Annotated in this window: 17 protein-coding genes and 1 tRNA gene; 14 read left to right on the top strand and 4 right to left on the bottom strand. The window is 70.4% G+C overall.

Annotated elements, in window-relative coordinates; genetic code table 11:
• Window positions 1-11: 11 nt before the first annotated feature.
• Window positions 12-1,100, top strand: coding sequence for a VIT1/CCC1 family protein (locus tag DEI92_RS09155; RefSeq protein WP_111013267.1), 1,089 nt, complete (start codon window positions 12-14; stop codon window positions 1,098-1,100).
• 73 nt (window positions 1,101-1,173) lie between these two features.
• Here DEI92_RS09155 and DEI92_RS09160 read toward each other — a convergent pair whose 3' ends face one another.
• Together DEI92_RS09160 and DEI92_RS09165 are read right to left on the bottom strand one after the other, a co-directional pair.
• Window positions 1,174-1,713: an HdeD family acid-resistance protein gene (locus DEI92_RS09160; protein ID WP_181434792.1), complete on the bottom strand. Its 540-nt coding sequence runs from the start codon at window positions 1,711-1,713 to the stop codon at window positions 1,174-1,176.
• Between the two features lie 123 nt (window positions 1,714-1,836).
• Window positions 1,837-2,565: a VIT1/CCC1 transporter family protein gene (locus tag DEI92_RS09165; protein ID WP_111013390.1), complete on the bottom strand. Its 729-nt coding sequence runs from the start codon at window positions 2,563-2,565 to the stop codon at window positions 1,837-1,839.
• A 94-nt stretch (window positions 2,566-2,659) separates the two neighbouring features.
• Here DEI92_RS09165 and DEI92_RS09170 point away from each other — a divergent pair.
• Window positions 2,660-2,741, top strand: a tRNA-Leu gene (locus tag DEI92_RS09170).
• Window positions 2,742-2,841: 100 nt separating this feature from the next.
• The gene (locus tag DEI92_RS09175; RefSeq protein WP_111009132.1) at window positions 2,842-3,447 is read left to right on the top strand and encodes an ANTAR domain-containing response regulator; all 606 of its coding nucleotides are present in this window, start codon (window positions 2,842-2,844) and stop codon (window positions 3,445-3,447) included.
• A 27-nt stretch (window positions 3,448-3,474) separates the two neighbouring features.
• On the opposite strand, the gene DEI92_RS09180 is transcribed toward DEI92_RS09175, so the two are convergent.
• Entirely contained in the window at window positions 3,475-3,819 is a 345-nt protein-coding gene (locus DEI92_RS09180) for a PaaI family thioesterase (protein WP_111009352.1), read from the bottom strand.
• 128 nt (window positions 3,820-3,947) lie between these two features.
• Here DEI92_RS09180 and polA point away from each other — a divergent pair, with 128 nt between their 5' ends.
• From polA to DEI92_RS09215, 7 genes are all read left to right on the top strand, one after another.
• Window positions 3,948-6,617 carry a DNA polymerase I gene (gene polA / locus DEI92_RS09185; protein WP_111009131.1) on the top strand — a complete coding sequence of 890 codons (2,670 nt, stop codon included), beginning with the start codon at window positions 3,948-3,950 and terminating at the stop codon, window positions 6,615-6,617.
• 83 nt (window positions 6,618-6,700) lie between these two features.
• A complete protein-coding gene (locus DEI92_RS09190) occupies window positions 6,701-8,389 on the top strand; it encodes a DUF885 domain-containing protein (protein WP_111013269.1) in 1,689 nt (562 codons plus the stop codon).
• Between the two features lie 225 nt (window positions 8,390-8,614).
• Entirely contained in the window at window positions 8,615-10,072 is a 1,458-nt protein-coding gene (rpsA, locus tag DEI92_RS09195; protein WP_111009129.1) for a 30S ribosomal protein S1, read from the top strand.
• A 69-nt stretch (window positions 10,073-10,141) separates the two neighbouring features.
• Window positions 10,142-10,756 (top strand): dephospho-CoA kinase, encoded by a 615-nt coding sequence (gene coaE / locus DEI92_RS09200; RefSeq protein WP_111013391.1) that lies wholly within the window; start codon window positions 10,142-10,144, stop codon window positions 10,754-10,756.
• 63 nt (window positions 10,757-10,819) lie between these two features.
• On the top strand, window positions 10,820-11,911 hold the full coding sequence (locus tag DEI92_RS09205) for a hypothetical protein (protein ID WP_111013270.1): 1,092 nt from the start codon (window positions 10,820-10,822) through the stop codon (window positions 11,909-11,911).
• 49 nt (window positions 11,912-11,960) lie between these two features.
• A complete protein-coding gene (locus DEI92_RS09210; RefSeq protein WP_111013271.1) occupies window positions 11,961-13,502 on the top strand; it encodes a class I adenylate-forming enzyme family protein in 1,542 nt (513 codons plus the stop codon).
• Window positions 13,503-13,548: 46 nt separating this feature from the next.
• The gene (locus tag DEI92_RS09215; RefSeq protein WP_111013272.1) at window positions 13,549-14,874 is read left to right on the top strand and encodes an acyltransferase; all 1,326 of its coding nucleotides are present in this window, start codon (window positions 13,549-13,551) and stop codon (window positions 14,872-14,874) included.
• Between the two features lie 50 nt (window positions 14,875-14,924).
• Here the strand turns inward: DEI92_RS09215 and DEI92_RS09220 are convergent, their stop codons facing one another.
• A complete protein-coding gene (locus DEI92_RS09220; protein WP_111013273.1) occupies window positions 14,925-16,259 on the bottom strand; it encodes an MFS transporter in 1,335 nt (444 codons plus the stop codon).
• 193 nt (window positions 16,260-16,452) lie between these two features.
• On the opposite strand from DEI92_RS09220, the gene uvrB reads away from it, so the two are divergent.
• From uvrB to uvrC, 4 genes are read left to right on the top strand one after another with little or no spacing between them, the layout of a single operon-like run.
• Window positions 16,453-18,537: an excinuclease ABC subunit UvrB gene (uvrB, locus tag DEI92_RS09225; protein WP_181434794.1), complete on the top strand. Its 2,085-nt coding sequence runs from the start codon at window positions 16,453-16,455 to the stop codon at window positions 18,535-18,537.
• Window positions 18,527-19,546, top strand: coding sequence for an SDR family NAD(P)-dependent oxidoreductase (locus tag DEI92_RS09230; RefSeq protein ID WP_111013274.1), 1,020 nt, complete (start codon window positions 18,527-18,529; stop codon window positions 19,544-19,546). The genes uvrB and DEI92_RS09230 overlap by 11 nt, the downstream gene beginning before the upstream one ends.
• Window positions 19,546-22,575 carry an excinuclease ABC subunit UvrA gene (gene uvrA / locus DEI92_RS09235; RefSeq protein ID WP_258370149.1) on the top strand — a complete coding sequence of 1,010 codons (3,030 nt, stop codon included), beginning with the start codon at window positions 19,546-19,548 and terminating at the stop codon, window positions 22,573-22,575. Before DEI92_RS09230 ends, uvrA begins: the two co-directional genes overlap by 1 nt.
• Window positions 22,576-24,597 carry an excinuclease ABC subunit UvrC gene (gene uvrC / locus DEI92_RS09240; RefSeq protein WP_111013275.1) on the top strand — a complete coding sequence of 674 codons (2,022 nt, stop codon included), beginning with the start codon at window positions 22,576-22,578 and terminating at the stop codon, window positions 24,595-24,597.
• The last annotated feature ends 8 nt before the right edge of the window (window positions 24,598-24,605 follow it).

The raw sequence follows: 24,605 nt of genomic DNA on the forward strand, positions 1-24,605 counted from the left end.
AGGCACGGGGCGTGGTCTCGACGTCGACCGACGGTCGCGCGCGACGTCCGCCGACCGAGCTCCGGCGCTGGCGCCGGTACCTCGCCGACGAACGCGCCGAGGCGACGGTCTACCGGAACCTGGCCGCGCGGCGGTCCGGTGAGGAGCGGGACATCCTGCTCGCCCTCGCCGAGGCCGAGGGGCGCCACGAGCAGCACTGGCTCGAGCTGCTCGGCGACGACGTGGGGCGTCCCCTCCGTGGCGATCTGCGGACCCGGATCCTCGCGGGCCTCGCGAAGCGCTTCGGTTCGGTGTTCGTGCTCGCGCTGATGCAGCGCACCGAGGACCGGTCTCCGTACGGGGCGGACGTCGATGCCTCGGCGGCGATGGCGGCGGACGAGCGCATCCACGGCGAGGTCGTGCGCGGTCTGGCGAACCGGGGGCGACTCCGTCTGTCCGGCACCTTCCGGGCCGCGGTGTTCGGCGCGAACGACGGCCTGGTGTCGAACCTGGCGCTCATCATCGGCATCGGCGCGTCCGGCGCCGACCAGCACGTCGTGTTGTTGAGCGGCGTGGCGGGGCTGCTCGCCGGTGCACTCTCCATGGGGGCGGGGGAGTACGTGTCCGTGCGGTCGCAGCGCGAGCTGCTCGACGCCTCCGCTCCGCATCCCGAGGCCGGCCAGGCCGTGGTCGACCTCGACGTCGACCAGAACGAACTCGCGCTCGTCTACCGAGCGCGCGGGATGGACGAGGCCGCGGCGGCGCAGCACGCCCACGAGGTGCTCACCGGACTCCGGCAGACGTCGGAGACGGGGGCCGTCGGCACGCTGGAGCACGAGGCGGTCGGGAGCGGGCTGAGCGCCGCGTTCTCGAGTTTCGTGTTCTTCGCGTCGGGGGCCGTGGTCCCCGTCCTCCCGTACCTGTTCGGACTCGGGGAGTGGTCCGCCGTCGCGGTCGCCGCGGTGCTGGTCGGCATCGCGCTGCTCGTGTCCGGGGCGGTCGTCGGTGTGCTCTCCGGTGCGTCCCCCGCACGGCGGGCCCTGCGGCAGCTCGCGATCGGGTACGGTGCGGCAGCGGTGACCTACCTGCTCGGGTTGCTGTTCGGGACCGCCGGCATCTGACCGTCCGGGTGGTCCGGTCCCCGGCCGTCCTCCCGCCGGCACGTTCCGGTGCGGGACGCACGGTGCCGTGGCGTCATCCGCGGATCGCGGCGCGGGGCGGGACGAGCAGCAGCGCCGCGATGCCGACGACGACGAGGACGATGCCGGCGAGGACGACGAACGCCGCCAACGCGAGGCCGGGTGCGACCAGGACCGCCACACCGGCGAGGATCGACAGCGCACCGCTCACCGCACTCGGTCCGCGCGACGAGCCCGGGTGACCGACGACCGCGCCGACGAGTGCCGCGACACCCTCGGCGACGAACCCGATCCCGCCGAGCGTCGCCAGGACGACGAGCGGGGCCGCCGGGTCGAGCAGGCAGACGAGCCCCGCGGCTGCCACGAACACGCCACCGACGATCGACACCCAGCGCCAGACCCGGTGCGTGCCCCGGCCGATCGCCGCCGAGGCCACCCGCAGGACCCCGGCGACGACGAGATCGACGCCGAACAGGAGTGCGAGCACGACGAGCGTCGGGCGTGGCCACAGGATGCCGACACCGCCGAGCACGATCGCGACGACCGCGGTGGTCACCACGAACACGCGGAAGGTCCGGACCGCACGTGTGTCCACGTTGGCTGTCCCTCTCCGTCGGGTCCCGGGCTCGGGGTCGGATCCGGGTTCCGGGCAGACGGTACCGATCGGGCGGGCGCCGCGCTCAGCGGGTGTTCAGCGAGCCGACGGAGGACCTCGCGATCATCCGCCGACGTGCGCGCCGAGGAGCAGTCCGGCGGCGTAGGTCGCCGCGAGCGCGAGGGCCCCGCCGACCACCACCCGCACCGTCGCGCGGCCGCGGGCCGCGCCGCCGAGGGTCGCCCCGGTCGCGCCGGTCACGGCGAGGGCGAGGAGCACGGCGACGATCGTCGCGGGCACCCGAGCACCGGCTGGCGGGATCAGGATGGCGAACAGGGGCAACAGGGCGCCGACCGTGAACGTCGCCGCCGAGACCCACGCGGCGCGCCACGGGCTGACCATGTCGGCTTCCTCGTCCGCGAGGGCGATGGCGGCGCGTCGACGTCGCACCTCGGGACGCACGAGCTCGGCCGCGATCGACGCTGCGGTGTCGGGGTCGACGCCGAGGGCGGCGTAGTGACCGGCGATCGCGCCGGCGTCCTCGGCCTCTGCCGCGCGCTCCGCTTGGCGTGCGGCCAGTCCGGTGCGCTGTGCGTCCCGCTGGCCGCTGACCGAGACGTACTCGCCGAGGGCCATCGAGATGGCGCCTCCGACGAGTCCGGCCGTGCCGGCGGCGGCGATCGCTCCGGTCGACGCGCCGGCACCCGCCACGCCGACGACGATCGCCGCGACGGACACGATCCCGTCGTTCGCACCGAGGAGGCCCGCCCGGAGCCAGTTGAGTCGACCGGCGCTCGTCGCGTCGTCGACGGCGCTCGTCTCCGGGAGGGCGAGATCCGTTGCGTGCGACATGCAGGAATGGAACCACCACCGGACCTGCGCCGCCAGCATGGACAGGCTTGCCTCACCTGGTGCCGTCCGGCCCTCCTGCTAGCCTGAGCAGGACGCGAGTGTGGTGGAATCGGCAGACACGGGGCACTCAAAATGCTCTGCCTCACGGCGTGCGGGTTCGAGTCCCGCCACTCGTACCGACGGCGCCCGGCAGGATCACCGGTCGCCGGAACGACGTCGCCTGCTGACCGTCCCGGGACTCCGGGAGGGCCGGGATGCGCATAGTAGGATTGCCGCGTGAGTGACACAGAAGCAACCCCCACCGCACCCCGTCGCGTCGTCGTCGCGGAGGACGAGTCGCTCATCCGCCTCGACATCGTCGAGATCCTCCGGGACAACGGCTTCGACGTGGTCGGCGAGGCCGGCGACGGCGAGACCGCTGTCGCGCTCGCCACGGACCTGCGGCCCGACCTCGTGATCATGGACGTCAAGATGCCGCAGCTCGACGGGATCTCCGCGGCCGAGCGGCTGTCGAAGAACCACATCGCGCCGGTCGTGCTGCTGACGGCCTTCAGTCAGAAGGAGCTCGTCGAGCGTGCGACCGAGGCCGGTGCCCTCGCATACGTCGTGAAGCCGTTCACCCCGAACGACCTGCTGCCCGCGATCGAGATCGCGCTCTCTCGGCACCAGCAGATCATCACGCTCGAGGCCGAGGTCGCCGACCTCGTCGAGCGGTTCGAGACCCGCAAGCTCGTCGACCGCGCGAAGGGGCTCCTCAACGAGAAGATGGGCCTGACGGAGCCCGAGGCCTTCCGGTGGATCCAGAAGGCCTCGATGGACCGGCGGCTCACCATGCACGACGTCGCCAAGGCGATCATCGAGCAGCTCAGCGTCAAGAAGTAGCGCGACCGGCCAGCGGCGCGGCGTCGTTCAGGCGTCGCGGAGCAGGTTGGTGATGCGGACCGTCGAGCAGCGTCGCCCCTCGTCGTCGGTGAGCACGATCTCGTGCGTGCACAGGGTGCGGCCGAGGTGGATCGCGGTGCACGTACCCGTGACGACGCCCGTCGTGGCGCTCCGGCTGTGTGACGCGTTCAGCTCGATGCCGACCGCGATGCGCCCGGGGCCGGCGTGGACGGTCGCCGCCATCGAGCCCAGGCTCTCGGCGAGGACCACGAACGCCCCGCCGTGCAGCAGCCCGACCGGCTGACGGTTGCCCTCGACCGGGATCGTGCCGACGGCGCGCTCGGCGCTCAGCTCGAGGATCTGCATGCCCATCTTCTCGGCGAGTTCACCGATCCCGCGCTGGTCGTACCGCTCGACGCCCTCGGGGGAGCCGGTGATGGTCGGGCTGTCGGTCACTCGTGGCCTCCGAGGTTGTCACCGGCCGTGGATAGGCTGTCCGGGTGTCGGACGCGGAAAAGCCTACCCTCCTGGTCATCGACGGACACTCGCTGGCGTTCCGGGCGTTCTACGCGTTGCCGGTCGACAGCTTCGTGAACCGCGAAGGCCAGCACACGAACGCTATCCACGGCTTCATCTCGATGCTGCTCATGCTCTTGCAGCGCGAACGACCGACCCACATCGCCGTGGCGTTCGACATCTCGCGGTTCTCGTTCCGCACCCGTGAGTACGAGGACTACAAGGGCACCCGCTCCGAGACCCCCGAGGAGTTCAAGGGGCAGATCCCGCTCCTGCAAGAGGCCCTGCACGCCATGGGCATCACCACGGTCACGAAAGAGGACTACGAGGCCGACGACATCCTCGCCACGCTGTCGCTGCAGGGCGCGCAGCAGGGGTACCGCGTGTACGTCGTCTCGGGTGACCGCGACGCCATCCAGCTCGTCGACGACGACGTGACGCTGCTCTACCCGTCGGTGCGGGGCGTGTCCGAACTGACCCGCTACGACCGCGACAAGGTGTACGAGCGGTACGGCATCGAACCGCACCAGTACCCGGACATCGCGGCGCTCGTGGGCGAGACCAGCGACAACCTCGTCGGGATCGACAAGGTGGGCGAGAAGACCGCCGTCAAGTGGATCACCCAGTACGGCTCGCTCGACGGTGTCCTCGAGCACGCCGACGAGATCAAGGGCGTCGTGGGCGCCAACCTCCGCGAACAGAAGGACCGCGCGGTGCGGAACCGCCGCCTGAACCGTCTCGTGCGCGACGTCGAGCTGCCGGTGGGGCCCGCCGACGTCGTCATCCGTCCGGTCGACGAGGCCGCGGTGCGTGAGCTGTTCGACCGCCTGCAGTTCCGCACGCTCCTCGACCGCGTGTTCAAGGTCGCCGGGACCGGTGACGGCGGCGACGCCGCGACCGAGGGCGGGGTGGACGACGGTGCTCCGACGCCGCCGGCCGCGCGGACCCTGATCGACGAGGAGCTGGGACACTGGCTCCGCACCAAGACCGAGCACGACGCGGACAACGGCTTCGGGGTGTCGGTCGAGACCGTCGACGGGCGTCTCAGCGCGATCGGCATCGCGACGCATGACGACGCCGTGCTCGTGCCCGGGGGCAGTGGAGCGCGTGACTACGAGCAGTTGCAGACCTGGCTCGCCGGGGACGCGCCGAAGCACCTGCACGACGCGAAGGCAGCGGTCCAGGCGCTCGCGACGGCGGGGTTCACGCTCGGCGGCCTCGCGGGCGACCCCCGCGTGACGGGGTGGCTCGCGAACCCGGCCCGGCAGGGGCAGTCGCTCGAGGACCTCGTCTACGGCGAGCTCCGCGAGACCATGCCCACGGCCGACCCGAACCAGCTCGTCCCCGAGTCGGAGCCGGCGAGCGCGGCGACACGAGCCTGGTACACCCTCCGGGTCGAGACCGCGCTCCGCGCCCGGATCGACCCCGGGTCGTTGCGCGTGCTCGACGATATCGAGCTCCCGCTCGTGTCCGTCCTCGCCGACATGGAGTCCCGGGGCGTCGCGATGGACCACGCGGTCCTCGCCGACCTGTCGGGCGAACTCGGGGAGCGCGCCTCGGAGCTCGCACAGCAGGCGTTCGCGGAGATCGGGCACGAGGTCAACCTCGGGTCGCCGAAGCAGCTCCAAGAGGTCCTGTTCACCGAGCTCGCGATGCCGAAGACCCGCAAGACCAAGACGGGCTTCTCGACCGACGCCGCGTCGCTCGCGGACCTCCAGGAGCAGCACCCGCACCCGTTCCTCGGCCTGCTGCTGCAGCACCGCGACGCGACCAAGCTGCGGCAGATCGTCGACACCCTCGACGCCGCCGTGGTCGACGGTCGCGTGCACACGACCTACGAACAGACCGGGACGAGCACCGGACGCATCTCGTCGACCGACCCGAACCTCCAGAACATCCCCGTCAAGACCGCGGTCGGCCGTCGGATCCGGTCCGCGTTCACGGTGGCCGCTCCGTACACGACCCTGCTCACCGCCGACTACTCCCAGATCGAGATGCGCATCATGGCGCACCTGTCGGGGGACCCGGGCCTCATCCAGGCGTTCAAGGAGGGCGAGGACCTGCACCGGTTCGTCGGTGCCCGTGTGTTCGGGGTCGAGCCCGCCGACGTCTCCCCGGAGATGCGCACGAAGGTCAAGGCGATGTCGTACGGACTCGCCTACGGACTGAGTGCGTTCGGCCTGTCGAAGCAGCTCCGGATCGACCAGAAAGAGGCACGCGGCCTCATGGCCGAGTACTTCGCGCGCTTCGGAGCGGTGCGCGACTACCTCCGCAACGTCGTGGAACAGGCCCGCGAGGACGGCTACACCGAGACCATCTTCGGTCGCCGGCGTCCGTTCGGCGACCTCAAGAGCCCGAACCGTGTGCTCCGGGAGAACGCCGAGCGGGCTGCGCTCAATGCGCCGATCCAGGGTTCGGCCGCGGACATCATGAAGATCGCGATGCTCGGCGTCGCGGCGGACCTCGACGCGGGTGGCCACGACTCGCACCTGTTGCTGCAGGTGCACGACGAACTCATCCTCGAGGTCGCTCCGGGCGAACAGGACGCGGTCGAGGAGATCGTGCGTCGGCGCATGGGCGGTGCCGCGGACCTGAGCGTGCCCCTCGACGTCCAGGTCGGTACGGGGCCGAACTGGGAGGCAGCGGCGCACTGAGCGACCAGGCGCGATCGCCCGGTCGGACGGTCCGCCGGGGTCGCTCCGGGCCTCCCGGATCGCGGAGTCGGTATGGTCGCACCATGAGCTCCGAGCGTCCTGTCCGCAATCCGTCCGCCGTCGACCTCGTCGCGGAGGACTGGGTGACGACACTCGTCGACCTCGACCCGACGATCGGGACCTACATCGGCGTGGGCGGTCGGCAGGGTGAGTACGGTGACACGTCGCCCGCGGGAGCGGACGCCCTCGCGGACGCCGCACGCGCGGCCCGCCGGAGCCTCGACGCCGCGGAGCCCGTCGACGCGATCGACCGCGTGACGAAGACGGACCTCGGCGCGGAACTCGACCTGGTCGTCGAGTCGTACGACCGGCGACTCCACCTCCGGGACCTCAACGTCATCGCGAGCCCGGCGCAGCACCTGCGGGACGTCCTCGACCTCATGCCGACGGCGACGGCGAACGACTGGTCGGACATCGCGAACCGGCTGTCCGCGCTCCCCGACGCGCTCGAGGGGTACCGCGAGACCCTGCTGCAGGGGACGCGCGAGGGCGTGACCCCCGCGAAGCGACAGGTCGCCGCCGTGGCGCAGCAGGCCCTCCGGAACGCCCGCGACGGCGGGTTCTTCGACGAGCTGGCCGCCGGCGCCGCCCTCGACGACGGTGGTGCGCTGCCGGAGTCGGTCCGTGCCGATGTCACCCGTGGCGCCGCCGTCGCGGCTGCCGCGTACCGATCGCTCGGTCGGTTCCTCGAGCACGAGCTGATGCCGCTCGCCACCCCGGTGGACGCGGTCGGACGCGAGGACTACGAGCTGCACTCCCGTCGGTTCCTCGGCGCGGTCGTCGACCTGGACGAGACCTACGCGTGGGGGCTCGAGGAGCTCGCGCGGATGCGGTCCGAGCAGGAGCGCATCGCCGACCGCATCGAGTCCGGGGCCAGCGTCGCCCGGGCGATCGCGGTGCTCGACGAGGACCCGGCCCGGAAGCTCCACGGCACCGACGCACTCCGCGCCTGGATGCAGGAGACCTCGGACGCCTCGGTCGAGGCCCTGGCGGGGACGTACTTCGACATCCCGGACCCCATCCGTCGCCTCGAGTGCCGGATCGCCCCCACCCACGACGGCGGGATCTACTACTCGGGCCCGAGCGACGACTTCAGCCGGCCGGGCCGCATGTGGTGGTCCGTGCCCGACGGCGTGACCGAGTTCGCGACCTGGCGCGAGAAGACGACGGTGTTCCACGAAGGCGTCCCGGGCCACCACCTGCAGATCAGCCAGGCGGTCTACAACCGCGGCGAGCTCAACACGTGGCGGCGTCAGCTCGCCGGCCCCTCGGGACACGTCGAGGGTTGGGCGCTCTACGCGGAACGGCTCATGGAGCAGCTCGGCCACCTCGACGACGACGGCGACCGCCTCGGCATGCTCGACGGCCAGCGGATGCGGGCGGCCCGCGTCGTCCTCGACATCGGGGTGCACCTGCAGAAGACGAACCCCGACGGCGGTGGTTGGACGCACGAGTACGCGCTCGACTTCATGCGACAGAACGTGAACATGGACGACGCGTTCGTCCGGTTCGAGGTCGACCGCTACTTCGGCTGGCCGGGACAGGCCCCGTCGTACAAGGTGGGTCAGCGTGTGTGGGAGTCCATCCGCGACGAGGCCGCGGCGCGTGCCGGTGCCGACTTCGACCTGCGGGCCTTCCACCGCGACGCCCTGGCCCTCGGCGGGGTCGGACTCGACACGCTCCGGTCGGCGCTGCTCCCCGAGCGGGAATGACCCCCGCCCCGGGGCGGTTACACCCCCTGTCGGGGGTCCCGGGACGGAGCCGTCGCGGGTCCCGCTCGCGGTTGTGACCGTGGGGGAGGCCCGGCTAGACTGGTGCGGCGCAATCCGCGTCAAGCATCCACTTCGCCATGCCGAAGCGTGCACGGACCTCCCGTGCTCGCCAGGGGGACCCCGATCGTCATGGCCCGATCAATGCCCGTTCGGAGCAATCTCTACATGACAACCACCACGACCAAGGCTCCTAAGCAGGTCGCCATCAACGACATCGGTTCGGCTGATGACTTCCTGGCCGAGGTCGAGAAGACCCTGAAGTTCTTCAACGACGGCGACCTGATCTCCGGGACCGTCGTGAAGATCGACCGCGACGAGGTCCTCCTCGACGTCGGTTACAAGACGGAGGGTGTGATCCCCTCCCGCGAGCTCTCGATCAAGCACGACGTCGACCCCAACGAGGTCGTCGAGGTCGGCGACGACGTCGAGGCCCTCGTCCTCCAGAAGGAGGACAAGGAAGGCCGTCTCATCCTGTCGAAGAAGCGCGCGCAGTACGAGCGTGCGTGGGGCGACGTCGAGAAGATCAAGGAGTCCGACGGCGTGGTGACCGGCACGGTCATCGAGGTCGTCAAGGGCGGTCTCATCGTCGACATCGGCCTCCGTGGCTTCCTCCCGGCCTCGCTCATCGAGCTCCGTCGCGTCCGTGACCTCACGCCGTACCTCGGCCAGGAGATCGAAGCGAAGATCCTCGAACTCGACAAGAACCGCAACAACGTGGTCCTGTCGCGCCGCGCCCTGCTCGAGCAGACGCAGTCCGAGTCGCGCACGACGTTCCTCAACAACCTCCACAAGGGCCAGGTCCGCAAGGGCATCGTCTCGTCGATCGTCAACTTCGGTGCGTTCGTCGACCTCGGCGGCGTCGACGGTCTCGTCCACGTGTCCGAGCTCTCCTGGAAGCACATCGAGCACGCCAGCGAGGTCGTCGAGGTGGGCCAGGAGGTCACCGTCGAGATCCTCGAGGTCGACCTCGACCGCGAGCGCGTGTCGCTCTCGCTCAAGGCGACGCAGGAGGACCCGTGGCAGGTCTTCGCCCGCACCCACGCGATCGGTCAGGTCGCGCCGGGCAAGGTCACGAAGCTCGTGCCGTTCGGTGCGTTCGTCCGTGTGGCCGACGGCATCGAGGGCCTCGTGCACATCTCGGAGCTGTCGAACAAGCACGTCGAGCTCGCGGAGCAGGTCGTGTCCGTCGGTGACGAGGTCTTCGTCAAGATCATCGACATCGACCTCGACCGTCGCCGTATCTCGCTCAGCCTCAAGCAGGCGAACGAGGGCGTCGACCCCGAGGGCGACGAGTTCGACCCGGCGCTCTACGGCATGCCGACCGAGTACGACGAGCAGGGCAACTACAAGTACCCCGAGGGCTTCGACCCGGAGACCAACGAGTGGCGCGAGGGCTTCGAGACCCAGCGCGACGCGTGGGAGAAGGAGTACGCGGCTGCTCAGGCTCGCTGGGAAGCGCACAAGAAGCAGGTCGCCGCGTCGATCGCCGAGGAGTCCACGCCCTTCGACGCGCCCGCCGCGTCCGCTGGGTCGTCGTTCTCGAGCGAGACGGCTGGTCAGGGCACCCTGGCCGACGACGCCTCGCTCGCGGCGCTGCGCGAGCGGCTCAGCTCGAACAGCTGACCGCCCGACGCGTCCCGAGAGCCCGGTACCCACGAGGGTGCCGGGCTCTCGCCCGTTAAGGTGGTGGACGTGCGGATCATCGGACTGACGGGTGGCATCGCGGCGGGCAAGTCGACGGTGTCCGCGCGCTGGGCGGAGCGCGGTGCGGTGGTCGTCGACGCCGACCTCCTGGCGCGCGAGGCGGTCGCGCCCGGGAGCCCGGGGCTCGCGGCGATCCGTGAGCGGTTCGGCCCGTCGGTGATCGCGCCGGACGGGTCCCTCGATCGCCCGGCCCTCGGCGCGGTCGTCTTCCGCGACGCGGAGGCGCGCGCCGCCCTCAACGCGATCATCCACCCCGAGGTGTGGCGCATCGCGAAGGAGCGCTTCGCCGAGGCCGAGCGGGCAGATCCCGACGCCGTGGTGGTCTACGACGTGCCGTTGCTGGCCGAAGCCCAGGAGGGACGGCCGCTCCGCTTCGACACCGTGGTCGTCGTGCACGCGCCCGCTCCGGACCGGATCGAGCGCCTGGTGCGCCACCGTGGCATGGAGCGTGGGGACGCGGAACGTCGGGTCGCGGCACAGGCGAGCGACGAGGAGCGGCTCGCGCTCGCGGACCTGGTCGTCGACGCGACCGGTTCGCCAGCCGACACGATCCGCGCTGCGGACGAGGTGTGGGACCGCATGGTCGCGTCTCAACCTGAGTAGTTCTTCTGACCGGTCAGGGAGCAAGCAGCCTGCTCGCGGCGGCGTCCGGTAACGTCCCCGCACGTGTCCTCGGCCGCGCGTCACGCCCTCCATGCCCTGCTCGTGGTCGTACTCGCCGTCACCGTCGTGGTCGCGGTCGTGGTCGTGGTCGACACGGCGTCCGAGCACCAGCAGGCCACCGCCGAGGCTCCCCGGGGTCCGTCGGGGTCGCTCGGCCACGTCGGCCCGCCCGCGGAGACGCATGACTTCCGTCGGTTCCGGATCGGTGCCGTCGACGGGCAGCGCCTCACGCCGAACGCGACGGACTTCGCGTCCCGATCGGTCGGCGACGGCCCCCTGCTGCTGTTCCTGCCCGCCACGCGGGCGCGCCCCGCGGACTACCGGACGTTCCTGTCGGTCGCGTCCCAGGCCGGGTACAACGTGCTCGGACTCGACTACTGGAACCTCGGGACGACGCTGTCCGGGACGTGCGAGAACGACCCCCGCTGCTACACGCAGGTCCAGCGGAACCGGTTCGACGGCACCGATGCCTCCCAGTTCAGCGACGTCGGACCTGCCGGGTCGATCACCGCTCGCCTCCGGGACGCCGTGGCGCACCTGTCGAGCGCGGACCCCGCGGGCGGATGGAACCGCTTCGTGGACGGTTCGGGTCACATCGCCTGGGACCACATCGTGGTGGCCGGCCACTCCCAGGGCGGCGGCGAGGCGGCCTTCATCGCGCACATCCGACCGGTGCTCGGTGCGCTCATGTTCTCGTCGCCTGTCGAGTCCGACGGTGCGGCGCACGCGGCGTGGATGGACCGCCCGGGTGTCACGCCGATCACCCGCGAGTACGCGATCGACGACGTGCGTGACGTGTTCGGGCCGCGCATCCGCGGCTCGTGGCGCGTGCTCGGTCTCGACGGTCCGCACGGCCCGTCGGTCACGACGACGCGGCCTCCATCCGGCGACCCGCACGCGATCCTCACCCGGTTGGACGTCGGTGACCCCGACCAGGCGCACTCGCTCATCATCGACGACGCCACCCCGCTCCAGGCGAACGGCACCCCGCGCATGCTGCCGCTGTGGCACTGGATGCTGACGCGGTTCCCGCTCCCGCAGACCCACGAGCCGAACCCCACGCGCTCCGCGGCACCGACGCCGTCCCAGGGGTGAGGATCCCGCGCCTCTGCACGTTCATAGGGAGCCGCAATAGCATGGGCGAGTGCAACGTGGAGTGGACGACGTCAGCGGAGACCGGCATCCGGAAGGCTCCGGGAGCAGGTCAGCGGAGACCCTCGCCGCCCTGATCCGACGTCGGGGAACCGACGACCCGGACCACCACTACCTGGAGGACGCCCGGTCCGACCGGGTGCTGACGTACCGGGCCTTCGCCGAAGCGGTCCAGGCCTGGACGTCGGTGTTCGACGACCTCGGGATCGCCCCCTCCGGCGCGGTCCTCGTGGATCTCGGGGACCCGCTGTCGTTCGCGGTCGTGCACCTCGCAGCGCTGTCCTCCGGCCGTCGTGCGGTCCCGGTGGACACGGGGCAGCCGACCTCCGAGCCCCTGCGCCTCGCGGACCTGCTCCATGGCGCCTCCCTCGTCGTCTCCGACCGTGCAGACGACGCCACGATCGCCGGGACCGCGGCGGCGCACATCGACCCCGCCACCGGTCACCCGATCGACGTCGTGGCCGGCACCGTCCCGTCGAGCGCTCCCGACGCGCTCGACACCGGGTCCGTCGTGCTGTTCACGTCCGGTTCGACGGGCACGCCGAAGGGCGTCGAACTGCCCGAACCCCAGCTCGTGTTCGTGGCACGAGCGGTCGCCGACCACAACGAGCTCACCCGGGAGGACCGGGGCTTCAACTCGCTCCCGCTGTTCCACGTCAACGCCGAGGTCGTCGGGCTGCTCGCCACCATGGTGGCCGGTTCGACGCTCGTGCTCGACAAGCGGTTCCGACGCACCGGCTTCTGGGAGCTCCTGGCCGAGCGTCGCATCACCTGGCTCAACGCCGTGCCGGCGGTCCTCGCCGTCCTCGCGAAGACGGGGCCGCTCGACCTCCCCGCGGGTCTCCGGTTCGTCCGGAGCGCCTCCGCCCCACTTCCCGACCCGGTCCGAGCGGCCCTCGGTGCGACGCCGCTCGTCGTGAGCTGGGGGATGACCGAGGGTGCCAGCCAGATCACCGCGACCCCCCTCGGTTCAGCGCCCCGACCCGGTTCCGTCGGCGTCCCCGTCGGCTCCGAGGTCCAGGTCCGTGGAGAGGACGGCGCGCTCCTCCCGGCCGGCGACGTCGGTGCGCTGTGGATCCGCGGACCCGGGGTCGTGAGCCGGTACCTGTTCGGCCGGGCCTCCGAGCGGTTCGACGCCGAGGGCTGGTTGTCCACCGGCGACCTCGGCTCGATCTCCGCAGACGGGTGGGTGTCGCTCGCCGGCCGATCGGACGACGTCATCAACCGCGGAGGCGAGAAGGTCTACCCGTCCGAGGTCGAGGACGTCCTGCTCGGCGACGCGCGCGTGCTCGAGGCCGTGGTCGTCGGGCGCCCCGACCCGATCCTCGGGCACGTTCCGGTCGCCTACGTCATCCCGCAACCGAGCGAGGACACGGCGGCCGCGTCGCTCGTCGCCGACCTGACCGCCCGCTGCGCGGCGCAGCTGACCCGGTTCCGCCGGCCGGTCGAGATCATCGTCGTCCCGGACCTGCCCCGGGCGCCGACCGGCAAGGTGCAGCGCGCGCGCGTGCGGGCGATGGCCTCGGTGGAGTAGTCACCGCCTGCGGGACCTTCATCGGATCACGCCGTAGCCTTGAGCGGTGCAATCCGCCCCCGCCGCCACCGACACGAACGTCACCACACCGACACGGCAGAACGGCCGCCCGCGTCACCTGTACGAGGTCGACGTCCTGCGGATCCTGACCTTCGCGTGTGTGATCGGCGTCCACACGACGAGCCACACGACCGCGTCGGACAACCACTTCTACTACGCCCTGCTCGCGCTGTTGCACTTCACCCGCCTCGTGTTCTTCTCGCTGACGGCGTTCGTCCTCGTCTACAGCTACACACTGCGACCGAAGCCGATGTCGCAGTTCTGGCCGAAGCGGTTCCTGCTCGTCGGTGTGCCGTACCTGGCGTGGTCCCTCGTGTACGTCGGGTCGGCGTGGCTCCTCAGCGCGACCGAGCGCGGGGACGTCCCGCTCCTGGTGACGGACCTCGCGCACGGGATCGTGACCGGCACGGCGATGTACCACCTGTACTTCCTGCTCGTGACCATGCAGGTGTACCTGCTGCTCCCGGCGATCATGTGGCTGGTCCGACGCACGCGCCGTCATCACGTGCTGCTGACGGTCGTCGCGCTCGTGGTCAACCTGGTCGTCTACGGCGCGTACAAGTACTGGCCGCACTCGTTCGACTGGATGCACGGGTACAGCAAGCAGTTCTTCTTCATGTACGTCTTCTTCATCGTCTCGGGTGCCGTCGCCGCGGACCACGCGGAGGCGTTCCTCACCTGGATCCGGGTGCGTCGGCGACTCATCGGCTGGGGGGTCACCGGGGTCGGCGTGCTCACCCTCGCCGTGTGGGCGGGGCAGGTGCTCCTCGGCCAGTCCCTGTACGCGGCCGGCACCCCGCTGCAGCCGATCGAGGTCGTCTGGAGCGCCGCGATCGGGATGGGCTTCCTCGCGCTCGGCGCGGCGTGGGCCGACCGACGCGACCCCTCGACCCTCCTGGCGCGCGTCATCGACTACGGGTCCGACCGGTCGTTCGGCATCTTCCTGAGCCACCCGTTCGTGATCTTCCTGCTGCTCTACGGCGACAGCTGGCTGGAGCGGCATGTCGCGCAGCCGTGGCTCACGCCGGTCACGTACGTGCTCGTCATCGTGCTCGCCGTCGCGATCACCGAACTGTTCCGCTGGACGCCGCTCAGCATCCCGCTCACCGGGCGTCCGTCGCTCGGGTCCCGGAGCGCTCGGGAGGCCCGGCGCCGCGGACGGGAGCGGCTCGCGTCCGCGGGCGGTACGACCACGACGACGGCTCGTGCCGTCCGCGACGCGGGACGCGAGCCCTCGAGCGAGGCCGTCGAACCGGATGACGCGCTCGTCGGCGAGACGGACGACGTCGGCGGGTCGCACGTCGAGCGGTGATCCGCGAACGGGCCGTCCCACCCAGGTGGGACGGCCCGTCCGTCGTGGTCTCAGGCGATGCGTTCCGCCGCCGGGACGCCGATCTCGAGCACGCCGTCGGTGACCGTCAGGCGCCTCGGGTTCATGAACCAGGCGACGATCGCGGCGCCGAGGAGGAGTGCGACGGACAGGGCGAACGGCCACTGCCACCCGGACACCCCGACGAGCCACCCGAACACGATGGGGGAGAACACGCCGGCGAAGCCGTAGCCGGTGTTCATCATGCCGCTCGCGGTGCCCGACCACTGGGGGGCGACGTCCATCGGGATGGCCCACAGGTTGGCGTTCGTCAGCTCGAGGAAGAAGAACGAGAGCATGAGCGAGGCGGACGCGAGCCAGAGGTGGTGCGAGAACAGCAGCGGGAGCAGGCACACCGCGGAACCCACGAGCCCGATCAGGAGGACCGTGCGACGGGCCTTGCGCGCGTCACCGGCACGACGGATGAGTCGGTCCGAGACGATGCCACCGACGGTGTCGCCGATCACGCCGGCGAGGAGGATCACCGACGTGTAGCCGGCGTACGTCGTGAGCGGGAGGTGGTAGGAGTCGGCGAGGAATGACGGGATCCAGGTGAGGAACACCCAGAGCGTCCAGCCGTAGCCGAAGTCGACGAACGAGACCGGCAGGATCTGCTTGATGAGCTGGCGCCACGGGACCGGCGGACGCGTGGCGCGCACCTGGGCGGGCGGGAGTTCGTCCAGCTCCCGCTGCGAGATGCCGGGTGCGGTCTCCGGACGATCGCGGAAGAGGAACCACCAGAATCCCGCCCAGATGGCGCTGAGCAGGCCGACGTAGATGAAGGACTCGCGCCAGCCGGCGGCGGCGATGATCGCCGCGACGAGGAGCGGGGCGAGGGCGTTGCCGAGCCGCGAGGCGGAGTGCACGATCCCCTGGGCGAACCCGTTGCGGTCCCGGGGGATCCACCGGCTCATCGCCTGCGTCGCGGTGGGGAACGCGGATCCCTCGGTGAGGCCGAGGAGTGCGCGAGCGAGGAAGAGACTGAGGACGCCGCCCGCGAGGCCCGTCCAGATCGTCGCGACGCCCCAGAGGACACCGATGGCGAGGAGCGACCGACGCGGGCCGATCTTCTCGCCCAGCCAGCCGCCGCCCATCTGGACGAAGGCGTAGGGGAGCGCGAACGCGGACACGATCGCACCCTGCGCCGTCGTCGACAGGTCCAGGTCCTTCGCCATCTCGGGGAGGGCGGTCGAGATGTTCGTCCGGTCGATGTACGAGATCGCGTACATGACGCAGAGCAGGAGCAGGACCCGTCCGCGGAGGCGTCCACGGAAGGGGCTCGCCTTGACGGGTACGGGGGCCGCGGCCGGTTTCGCTGCGGTGGTCATCGCGGGTCCTGTTCTTCGGAGTGAGCGGGGGAGCGGTGGAGCCGGCGACCTGAGCGCCTCCCCACGGTCGATCACGGTATCGCCGGTCCCTATCAGCCATCTTGGAGCGTGATCACACCAGGATACGCGCGAGCGATCAGCCCGCCGCGAACCAGTCGGGCCGCTGTCGGTCGTCGCGCTTAGCATCGACGGCATGACCACGATGATCGAACCCACCCGAGCCCTCCGTCGGTTCGAGGTCATCTCCGAGTACGAGCCCAGCGGTGACCAGCCGGCCGCCATCGCGGAACTCGCGGGGCGGATCAACGCGGGCGAGACGGACGTGGTCCTGCTCGGCGCCACGGGGACGGGCAAGTCGGCGACCACCGCGTGGCTCATCGAGCAGGTGCAACGGCCGACCCTGGTGCTCGCCCACAACAAGACGCTCGCCGCGCAGCTCGCCAACGAGTTCCGCGGTCTGCTCCCGAACAACGCGGTCGAGTACTTCGTCTCGTACTACGACTACTACCAACCCGAGGCGTACGTCCCGCAGACCGACACCTTCATCGAGAAGGACTCGTCGATCAACGCCGAGGTCGAGCGGCTCCGGCACTCGACGACGAACTCCCTGCTGAGCCGCAGGGACACCGTGGTCGTCTCGACGGTGTCCTGCATCTACGGCCTCGGTACGCCGGAGCAGTACATGAACGCGTCCCTCGCGCTGCAGGTGGGACAGCAGATCTCTCGGGACACCCTCGTGCGCCGCTTCGTGGCGATGCAGTACCAGCGCAACGACGTCGACTTCGCCCGGGGCACGTTCCGCGTGCGTGGCGACACGATCGAGATCATCCCCGTGTACGAGGAACTCGCGATCCGCATCGAGATGTTCGGCGACGAGATCGAGGCCCTGACGGCGCTGCACCCGCTCACGGGCAACGTCGTGAAGGAGCTGCCCGCGGTGACCGTGTTCCCCGGCTCGCACTACGTCGCCGCCACCGACGTGATGCACCGCGCGATCGGCACCATCAAGGAGGAACTGGCAGAGCGCCTGGCCGAACTCGAGCAGCAGGGCAAGCTGCTCGAGGCCCAGCGGCTGCGCATGCGCACGACGTTCGACATCGAGATGATGGAGCAGATCGGGTTCTGCAGCGGCATCGAGAACTACTCGCGTCACATCGACGGCCGCGCCCCCGGCGAGGCGCCCCACTGCCTGATCGACTACTTCCCGGACGACTTCCTCGTCGTCATCGACGAGTCGCACGTCACCGTGCCGCAGATCGGCGCCATGTACGAAGGCGACGCGTCACGCAAGCGCACGCTCGTGGAGCACGGATTCCGGCTGCCGAGCGCGATGGACAACCGCCCGCTGACGTGGGAGGAGTTCCTCGACCGCGTCGGTCAAAAGGTCTACCTGTCGGCGACGCCCGGCCGCTACGAGCTGGGTGTGACCGACAGCGTGGTGGAGCAGATCATCCGGCCGACGGGGCTCGTCGACCCGCAGATCGTGATCAAACCGAGTGAGGGGCAGATCGACGACCTGCTCGAGGAGATCCGCATCCGTGTGGACCGGGACGAGCGCGTCCTCGTGACCACCCTGACCAAGCGCATGGCCGAGGAGCTCACGGACTTCCTCGGGAACGCGGGCGTGCGTGTCCGCTACCTGCACTCGGACGTCGACACGCTGAAGCGCGTCGAGCTGCTGACCGAACTGCGGCAGGGCGTGTACGACGTGCTCGTCGGCATCAACCTGCTGCGCGAGGGGCTCGACCTGCCCGAGGTGTCGCTCGTCGCGATCCTCGACGCCGACAAAGAGGGCTTCCTCCGGTCGTCCACCTCGCTCATCCAGACGATCGGTCGTGCCGCCCGCAACGTCAGCGGTGAGGTCCACATGTACGCCGACAAGATCACGGACTCGATGCGGCAGGCGCTCGACGAGACCGAGCGGCGTCGCGAAAAGCAGATCGCCTACAACACCGAGCGTGGGATCGACCCGCAGCCGCTCCGCAAGAAGATCGCGGACATCACCGAGGTCCTCGCGCGCGAGGGCGCCGACACCCGCGAGCTCCTGGAGCGCCGCGGGGCCGGCGACGCCCGTCGCTCGCCCACGCCGAACCTCCGCCGCGAAGGCCTCGCGGCCGAGGGTGCGAGCCAACTCGAGTCGACGATCGCGGACCTCAACGAGCAGATGCTGCAGGCGGCCGGCGAGCTGAAGTTCGAGCTGGCCGCGCGGCTCCGTGACGAGGTCCAGGACCTGAAGAAGGCCCTGCGACAGATGGAGGCCGCCGGACATGTCCGGTGATCCGGCGGTCCGGCGCACCGTCGTCGTGACGGGGGCGAGTGCGGGCCTCGGGTACTTCACGGCCGAGCAGCTCGCCGTGGCGGGGCACCGCGTCGTGCTCGCGTGCCGCGACCGGGAGCGCGCTGCGCGAGCCGAGCAGGCGATCCGTCGTGCGGCACCGGACGCATCGATCGCGCAGGTCCTCGTCGACCTGGCCGACCTCAGGAGCGTCACGGAGGCGGCCGACGCCATCGCCGGTCTCGGACCGGTCGACGCCCTCGTGAACAACGCGGGGGTCGTGGGGTCGCGCCGGGAACGTCGCACCGCCCAGGGGATCGAGCTGCAGATCGGGACGAACCACCTCGGGCACTTCGCCTTGACGGCGCAGGTGCTGCCGCTGCTCGAGCGGACGGCGGGTCGCGTGGTGCACGTCGGGAGCATCAGCCACCGGTGGGTCCGGCTCGACGGACGGGACCCCTTCCGGGCGGATCCCTACGTGAACTACCTCCAGTACGCGCGGAGCAAGCTCGCCGTGATGCTGTTCGGGTTCGAGCTCGCCCAGCGTCTCGCGGACAGCGGCTCCTCCGTGCGGAGCGTCGTGGCGCACCCGGGTCTCGCGCTCGACTCGCTGTCGCCGTCGCGTCCGGGGGTCGTGCCGTCCGGACCCGGAGCACCGTGGCTCCGCGTCGGGGGCCGTCTGGTCGCGCAGGGCAAGGACGCCGGGGCCGTCCCGCTCGTGCACGCCGCGGTGGGCGATGACGTCCGATCCGGCGCGTACTGGGGCCCGGACGGATGGTTCCAGTTGCGCGGAGGGGCGACCGTCGTCCCCGCGGAACCCCATGCCCACGATCGCACCGCGGCAGCGCGCCTCTGGGAGGCCTCGGCGGCGGTCGTGGGGTCGCGAGCCCGCCGTCACGTCGGTCTGACCCCGGGCGTGTGCCGGGCCGGCCGCCGCTGTCCGCGAGGGGCGAACCCCGTGGGACGCGCGGGGCGGGCCGGATGTCAGACGGGCTTCGTAGAATCGAGGTGATGACCATCACCTCCGACCGCGGTACTCCTTCCTCCGATCTGGCGGCCTTCGGGCAGCCCGGCGAGCCGCACGTCCCCGGCGCCAGCATCTCCGGGACATCGACCTCGACGCTCAGCGTCCGGGGTGCGCGCGTGCACAACCTGCGGGACGTCGACCTCGAGATCCCGCGGAACTCCCTCGTCGTGTTCACGGGTCTGTCCGGCTCGGGCAAGTCCTCGCTCGCGTTCGACACGATCTTCGCCGAGGGGCAGCGTCGGTACGTCGAGTCGCTGTCGGCGTACGCGCGCCAGTTCCTCGGGCAGGTGGATCGTCCCGACGTGGATTTCATCGAGGGACTCAGCCCCGCCGTGTCGATCGACCAGAAGTCGACGAACCGCAACCCGCGCTCGACGGTCGGGACGATCACCGAGGTCTACGACTACATGCGGCTGCTGTGGGCGCGCATCGGCGTTCCGCACTGCCCGGTGTGTGGCGAGGTGATCAGCAAGCAGTCGGTGCAGCAGATCGCCGACCAGTTGATGACGCTCGAGACCGGTACGCGGTTCCAGGTGCTGGCACCCATCGTGTCGAAGAAGAAGGGCGAGTTCGTCGATCTCTTCCAGGAACTCGCGGCCTCCGGGTACGCGCGGGCCATCGTCGACGGCGAGCGCGTGCAACTGAGCACACCGCCCACGTTGAAGAAGCAGGTCAAGCACGACATCGCGGTCATCGTCGACCGCCTCGTCGCGTCGGACGACGTCCTCGGGCGCCTGACCGACTCCCTCGAGACCGCACTCCGGCTCACCGGCGGCACCGTCTCGATCGACCTCGTCGACCACGAGGGCCCCGGTGCGGTTCGGACCTACTCCGAGAACCTCTCGTGCCCGAACAACCACCCGCTCGCCCTCACCGAGATCGAGCCCCGGACGTTCTCGTTCAACGCGCCGTTCGGAGCATGCCCCGAGTGCTCAGGCCTCGGTACACGGATGTCGGTCGATCCGGACCTCGTGCTCGGCGATCCCGAGGCGAGCCTCGCCGACGGCGTCGTCCTGCCGTGGACGGGGACGGGCGGCCTCTACAGCTACTTCGAGAAGCTCCTGCAGGGACTCGGCAAGGAGCTCGGGTTCCGGCTCGACACCCCGTGGAACCAGCTCGACCCGGCCGTCCAGGCAGCCATCCTGACGGGCAAGGACTTCGAGGTGTCGGTGTCCTGGCGCAACCGGTTCGGCCGTGAGATGCGCTACACCAGTGGTTTCGAGGGCGTGATGCCCTACATCGAGCGCAAGTACGGCGAGGCCGAGACCGACGCGCAGCGCCAGCGGTTCCAGGGGTACCTCCGCGAGGTCCCGTGTCCCGTCTGCGACGGCACGCGCCTCAAGCCCGAGGTGCTCGCCGTGACGGTCGCGGACCGGAGCATCGCCGACGTCTGCGACCTCAGCCTGGAGGACTCCCACGCCTTCATGGAGTCGCTCGCCCTCACCCCTCGGGAGGCCCACATCGCGGCCGCCGTGCTGCGCGAGATCCGCGCGCGCCTCGAGTTCCTGCTCGAGGTGGGGCTGTCGTACCTGACCCTGTCTCGTGGTGCAGGGTCGCTCTCCGGCGGGGAGGCCCAGCGGATCCGCTTGGCGACGCAGATCGGCTCGGGCCTGACCGGCGTGCTGTACGTGCTCGACGAGCCGAGCATCGGCCTGCACCAGCGGGACAACCGGCGTCTCATCGACACCCTGGTCAAGCTGCGCGACCTCGGGAACACGCTGATCGTCGTGGAACACGACGAGGACACGATCCGGACGGCCGACTGGATCGTCGACGTCGGCCCGGGTGCGGGCGTGAACGGCGGTCGGATCGTGCACTCGGGGCCGTACCAGGAGCTGCTCGACAACCGCGGTTCGACGACCGGGGACTACCTCGCGGGGCGTCGTGCCATCGAGCTCCCTGCAGAGCGTCGTCGCGTCGACCGGAAGCGCGTCATCACCGTCCAGGGGGCACGGGCGAACAACCTGAAGGACGTCGAGGTGCAGTTCCCCCTCGGGGTGTTCACGGCCGTCACCGGGGTCAGTGGTTCCGGCAAGTCGACGCTCGTCAACGACATCCTCTACAAGGTGCTCGCCAACCAGCTCAACGGTGCTCGACACATCCCGGGCAAGCACACCCGCGTGAAGGGCCTCGACCAGCTCGACAAGGTCGTGCACGTCGACCAGGCGCCCATCGGCCGGACCCCGCGGTCGAACCCCGCGACGTACACCGGTGTGTTCGACCGGATCCGGAACCTGTTCGCCGAGACGCAAGAGGCCAAGACCCGCGGCTACGGGCCCGGTCGCTTCAGCTTCAACGTCAAGGGCGGGCGCTGCGAGAACTGCGCGGGCGACGGCACGATCAAGATCGAGATGAACTTCCTGCCGGACGTCTACGTGACGTGCGAGGTCTGTGGCGGTGCGCGCTACAACCGCGAGACCCTGCAGGTCCACTACAAGGGCAAGAACATCTCCGAGGTGCTCGAGATGCCGATCAGCGAGGCGGCCGAGTTCTTCGAGCCGATCTCGGCGATCCACCGCTACATGAAGACCCTCGTCGACGTCGGACTCGGTTACGTGCGTCTCGGTCAGAGTGCCACGACGCTCTCCGGTGGTGAGGCCCAGCGCGTCAAGCTCGCGACCGAACTGCAGCGTCGGTCGAACGGGCGGACCGTGTACGTGCTCGACGAGCCGACGACCGGACTCCACTTCGAGGACGTCCGCAAGCTCCTGCTCGTGCTGCAGGGGCTCGTCGACAAGGGCAACACGGTCATCACGATCGAGCACAACCTCGACGTCATCAAGTCGGCGGACTGGATCGTCGACATGGGCCCCGAGGGCGGGTCGGGTGGTGGCACGGTGCTCGCCACGGGGACGCCGGAACACGTCGCGGACGTGCCGGAGAGTCACACGGGCGTGTTCCTCCGCGAGATCTTCGATGCCCAGGACGCCCGAGTGGGCGCGCAGCGTGCGGTCGACCGTCGGTCGGCGGACCACGTGGCCGGACGCAGTCGGGTCGCGGCGGAGGTCCGGTAGGTGGCGGACACCGTCCCGTGGCGACCGAGAGCGAGCGAGATCCCGACCGACCCGGGCGTGTACCGGTGGCGTGACGCCGACGGGCGCGTGTTGTACGTCGGCAAGGCGAAGAACCTCCGTGCTCGCCTCAGCAACTACTTCGCACCGCTGCCGACCCTGCACGAGCGGACCCGGCGGATGGTCCTCACGGCGGCGAGCGTCGAGTGGACCGTGGTGGGGAGCGAGATCGAGGCACTCCAGCTCGAGTACACGTGGATCAAGGAGTTCGATCCGCCCTTCAACGTCAAGTTCCGGGACGACAAGTCGTACCCGTACATGGCGATCACCCTCGGGGACGAAGCCCCTCGGGTCATGGTCACGCGGAACCGGAAGATCCGGGGCGCCAAGTACTTCGGGCCGTACCCGAAGATCTGGGCGGTGCACGACACGATCGACCTGATGATCAAGGTGTTCCCGATCCGCACCTGTTCGGACTCGAGCTACAAGCGCGCGATGCAGACCGGGCGGCCCTGTTTCCCGGGGCAGATCGGCAAGTGCGGCGGTCCGTGCTCCGGTCGGGTGTCGATCGAGGAGCACCGGGCGATCGTCGAGGAGTTCGTCCGCTTCATGGGCAGCTACGACCGGCGGGTCATCAGCGAACGTCGTGCACGGATGGCAGCCGCCGCCGACGCCATGCACTACGAGGAAGCGGCCCGCTACCGCGACCAGGTCGAGGCGCTCGAGGCGGTGCTCGAGAAGAGCGCCGTCGTGCTCCGCGACTCGGTCGACCTCGACCTGTTCGGTGTCGCCGAGGACGAACTCGCGGCCGCGGTCCAGCAGTTCACGGTGCGGGGTGGCCGGATCCGAGGCGTGCGGGGCTGGGTGGTCGACAAGGAGCTCGACATCAGCACCGGCGAGCTCGTCGAGCAGATCGTGCAGAGCGTGTACGCGGGAGCCGAGGAGCCGCCGCGCGAGGTCGTCGTCCCGGCGCTGCCCGAGGACGCCGACGCCCTCGAGACCTGGCTGTCCGAACAGCGTGGTGGCCGCGCGGTACGACTCAGCACAGCCCAGCGTGGGGACCGTGCCGGCCTGGCGAAGACCGCGACGGTCAATGCTGCCCAGGCCCTGATGCTGTACAAGACCAAGCGGTCGGCCGACTACACGACCCGCTCCGCCGCGCTCGCCGACATCCAGGACGCCCTCGGGATGACCGAGGCGCCGCTGCGGATGGAGTGCTACGACATCTCCCACCTGCAGGGCACGAACATCGTCGCGTCGATGGTCGTCTTCGAGGACGGCCTGCCACGGAAGGACCAGTACCGGCGCTACACGATCGCCGAGTCCCGTGACGACACGGACAGCATGTACCAGGTGCTGTCACGACGCCTCGCGCGGCTCGACGAGGACGCCGACCTCCCGACCGTGGCGGACCCGACCAGCGACGAGGTCGTCGAGCAGGGCACACGCACCAAGCGGTTCGCGTACCGACCGCAGCTGCTCATCGTCGACGGCGGTCAGCCGCAGGTCGAGGCCGCTGCCCGGGCGATGGCCGACGCCGGCGTCACGGACATCGCGCTGTGCGGGATCGCCAAGCGCCTGGAGGAGATCTGGTTACCGGGCGATGACTTCCCGGTGATCCTGCCGCGGAACTCCGAGGCGTTGTTCCTGATCCAGCGGATCCGTGACGAGGCGCACCGGTTCGCGATCACCCACCAGCGGACACGGCGCAAGCGCGATGTCCGGAGCCGGCTCGCCGAGATCCCCGGCCTCGGTCCGACGCGCGTCAACGGTCTCCTCAAGCATTTCGGGTCCGTGGCTCGGCTGCGCGATGCGACACCGGAGGAGATCGCCGAGGTCCCCGGCATCGGTCCGGCGACGGCCGCTGCCGTCCGGAGACAGCTCGACGCGTCGGCACCGACGTCAGCGCCCGAACCCGGGTCAGCGCCCGAAGCGCCCGAACCCGGATCAGCGCCCGAAGCGCCCGAACCCGGGTCAGCGCCCGAAGCGCCGGATCTGCCCGCGCTCCATTCGGTGAGCCGCTAGCCTGGGCG

Origin of the sequence: Curtobacterium sp. MCBD17_034, assembly GCF_003234515.1 — a bacterium.
Taxonomy (GTDB): Bacteria; Actinomycetota; Actinomycetes; order Actinomycetales; family Microbacteriaceae; genus Curtobacterium.

What these genes read in the sequence shown, in the direction of transcription:
- uvrA (WP_258370149.1), top strand. Translation starts at nt 19,546, where the DNA reads ATGACCATCACCTCCGACCGCGGTACTCCTTCCTCCGATCTGGCGGCC.
- DEI92_RS09165 (WP_111013390.1), bottom strand. Translation starts at nt 2,565, where the DNA reads ATGTCGCACGCAACGGATCTCGCCCTCCCGGAGACGAGCGCCGTCGAC.
- rpsA (WP_111009129.1), top strand. Translation starts at nt 8,615, where the DNA reads ATGACAACCACCACGACCAAGGCTCCTAAGCAGGTCGCCATCAACGAC.
- DEI92_RS09190 (WP_111013269.1), top strand. Translation starts at nt 6,701, where the DNA reads ATGAGCTCCGAGCGTCCTGTCCGCAATCCGTCCGCCGTCGACCTCGTC.
- DEI92_RS09220 (WP_111013273.1), bottom strand. Translation starts at nt 16,259, where the DNA reads ATGACCACCGCAGCGAAACCGGCCGCGGCCCCCGTACCCGTCAAGGCG.
- DEI92_RS09180 (WP_111009352.1), bottom strand. Translation starts at nt 3,819, where the DNA reads ATGGGCATGCAGATCCTCGAGCTGAGCGCCGAGCGCGCCGTCGGCACG.
- DEI92_RS09230 (WP_111013274.1), top strand. Translation starts at nt 18,527, where the DNA reads ATGTCCGGTGATCCGGCGGTCCGGCGCACCGTCGTCGTGACGGGGGCG.
- uvrB (WP_181434794.1), top strand. Translation starts at nt 16,453, where the DNA reads ATGACCACGATGATCGAACCCACCCGAGCCCTCCGTCGGTTCGAGGTC.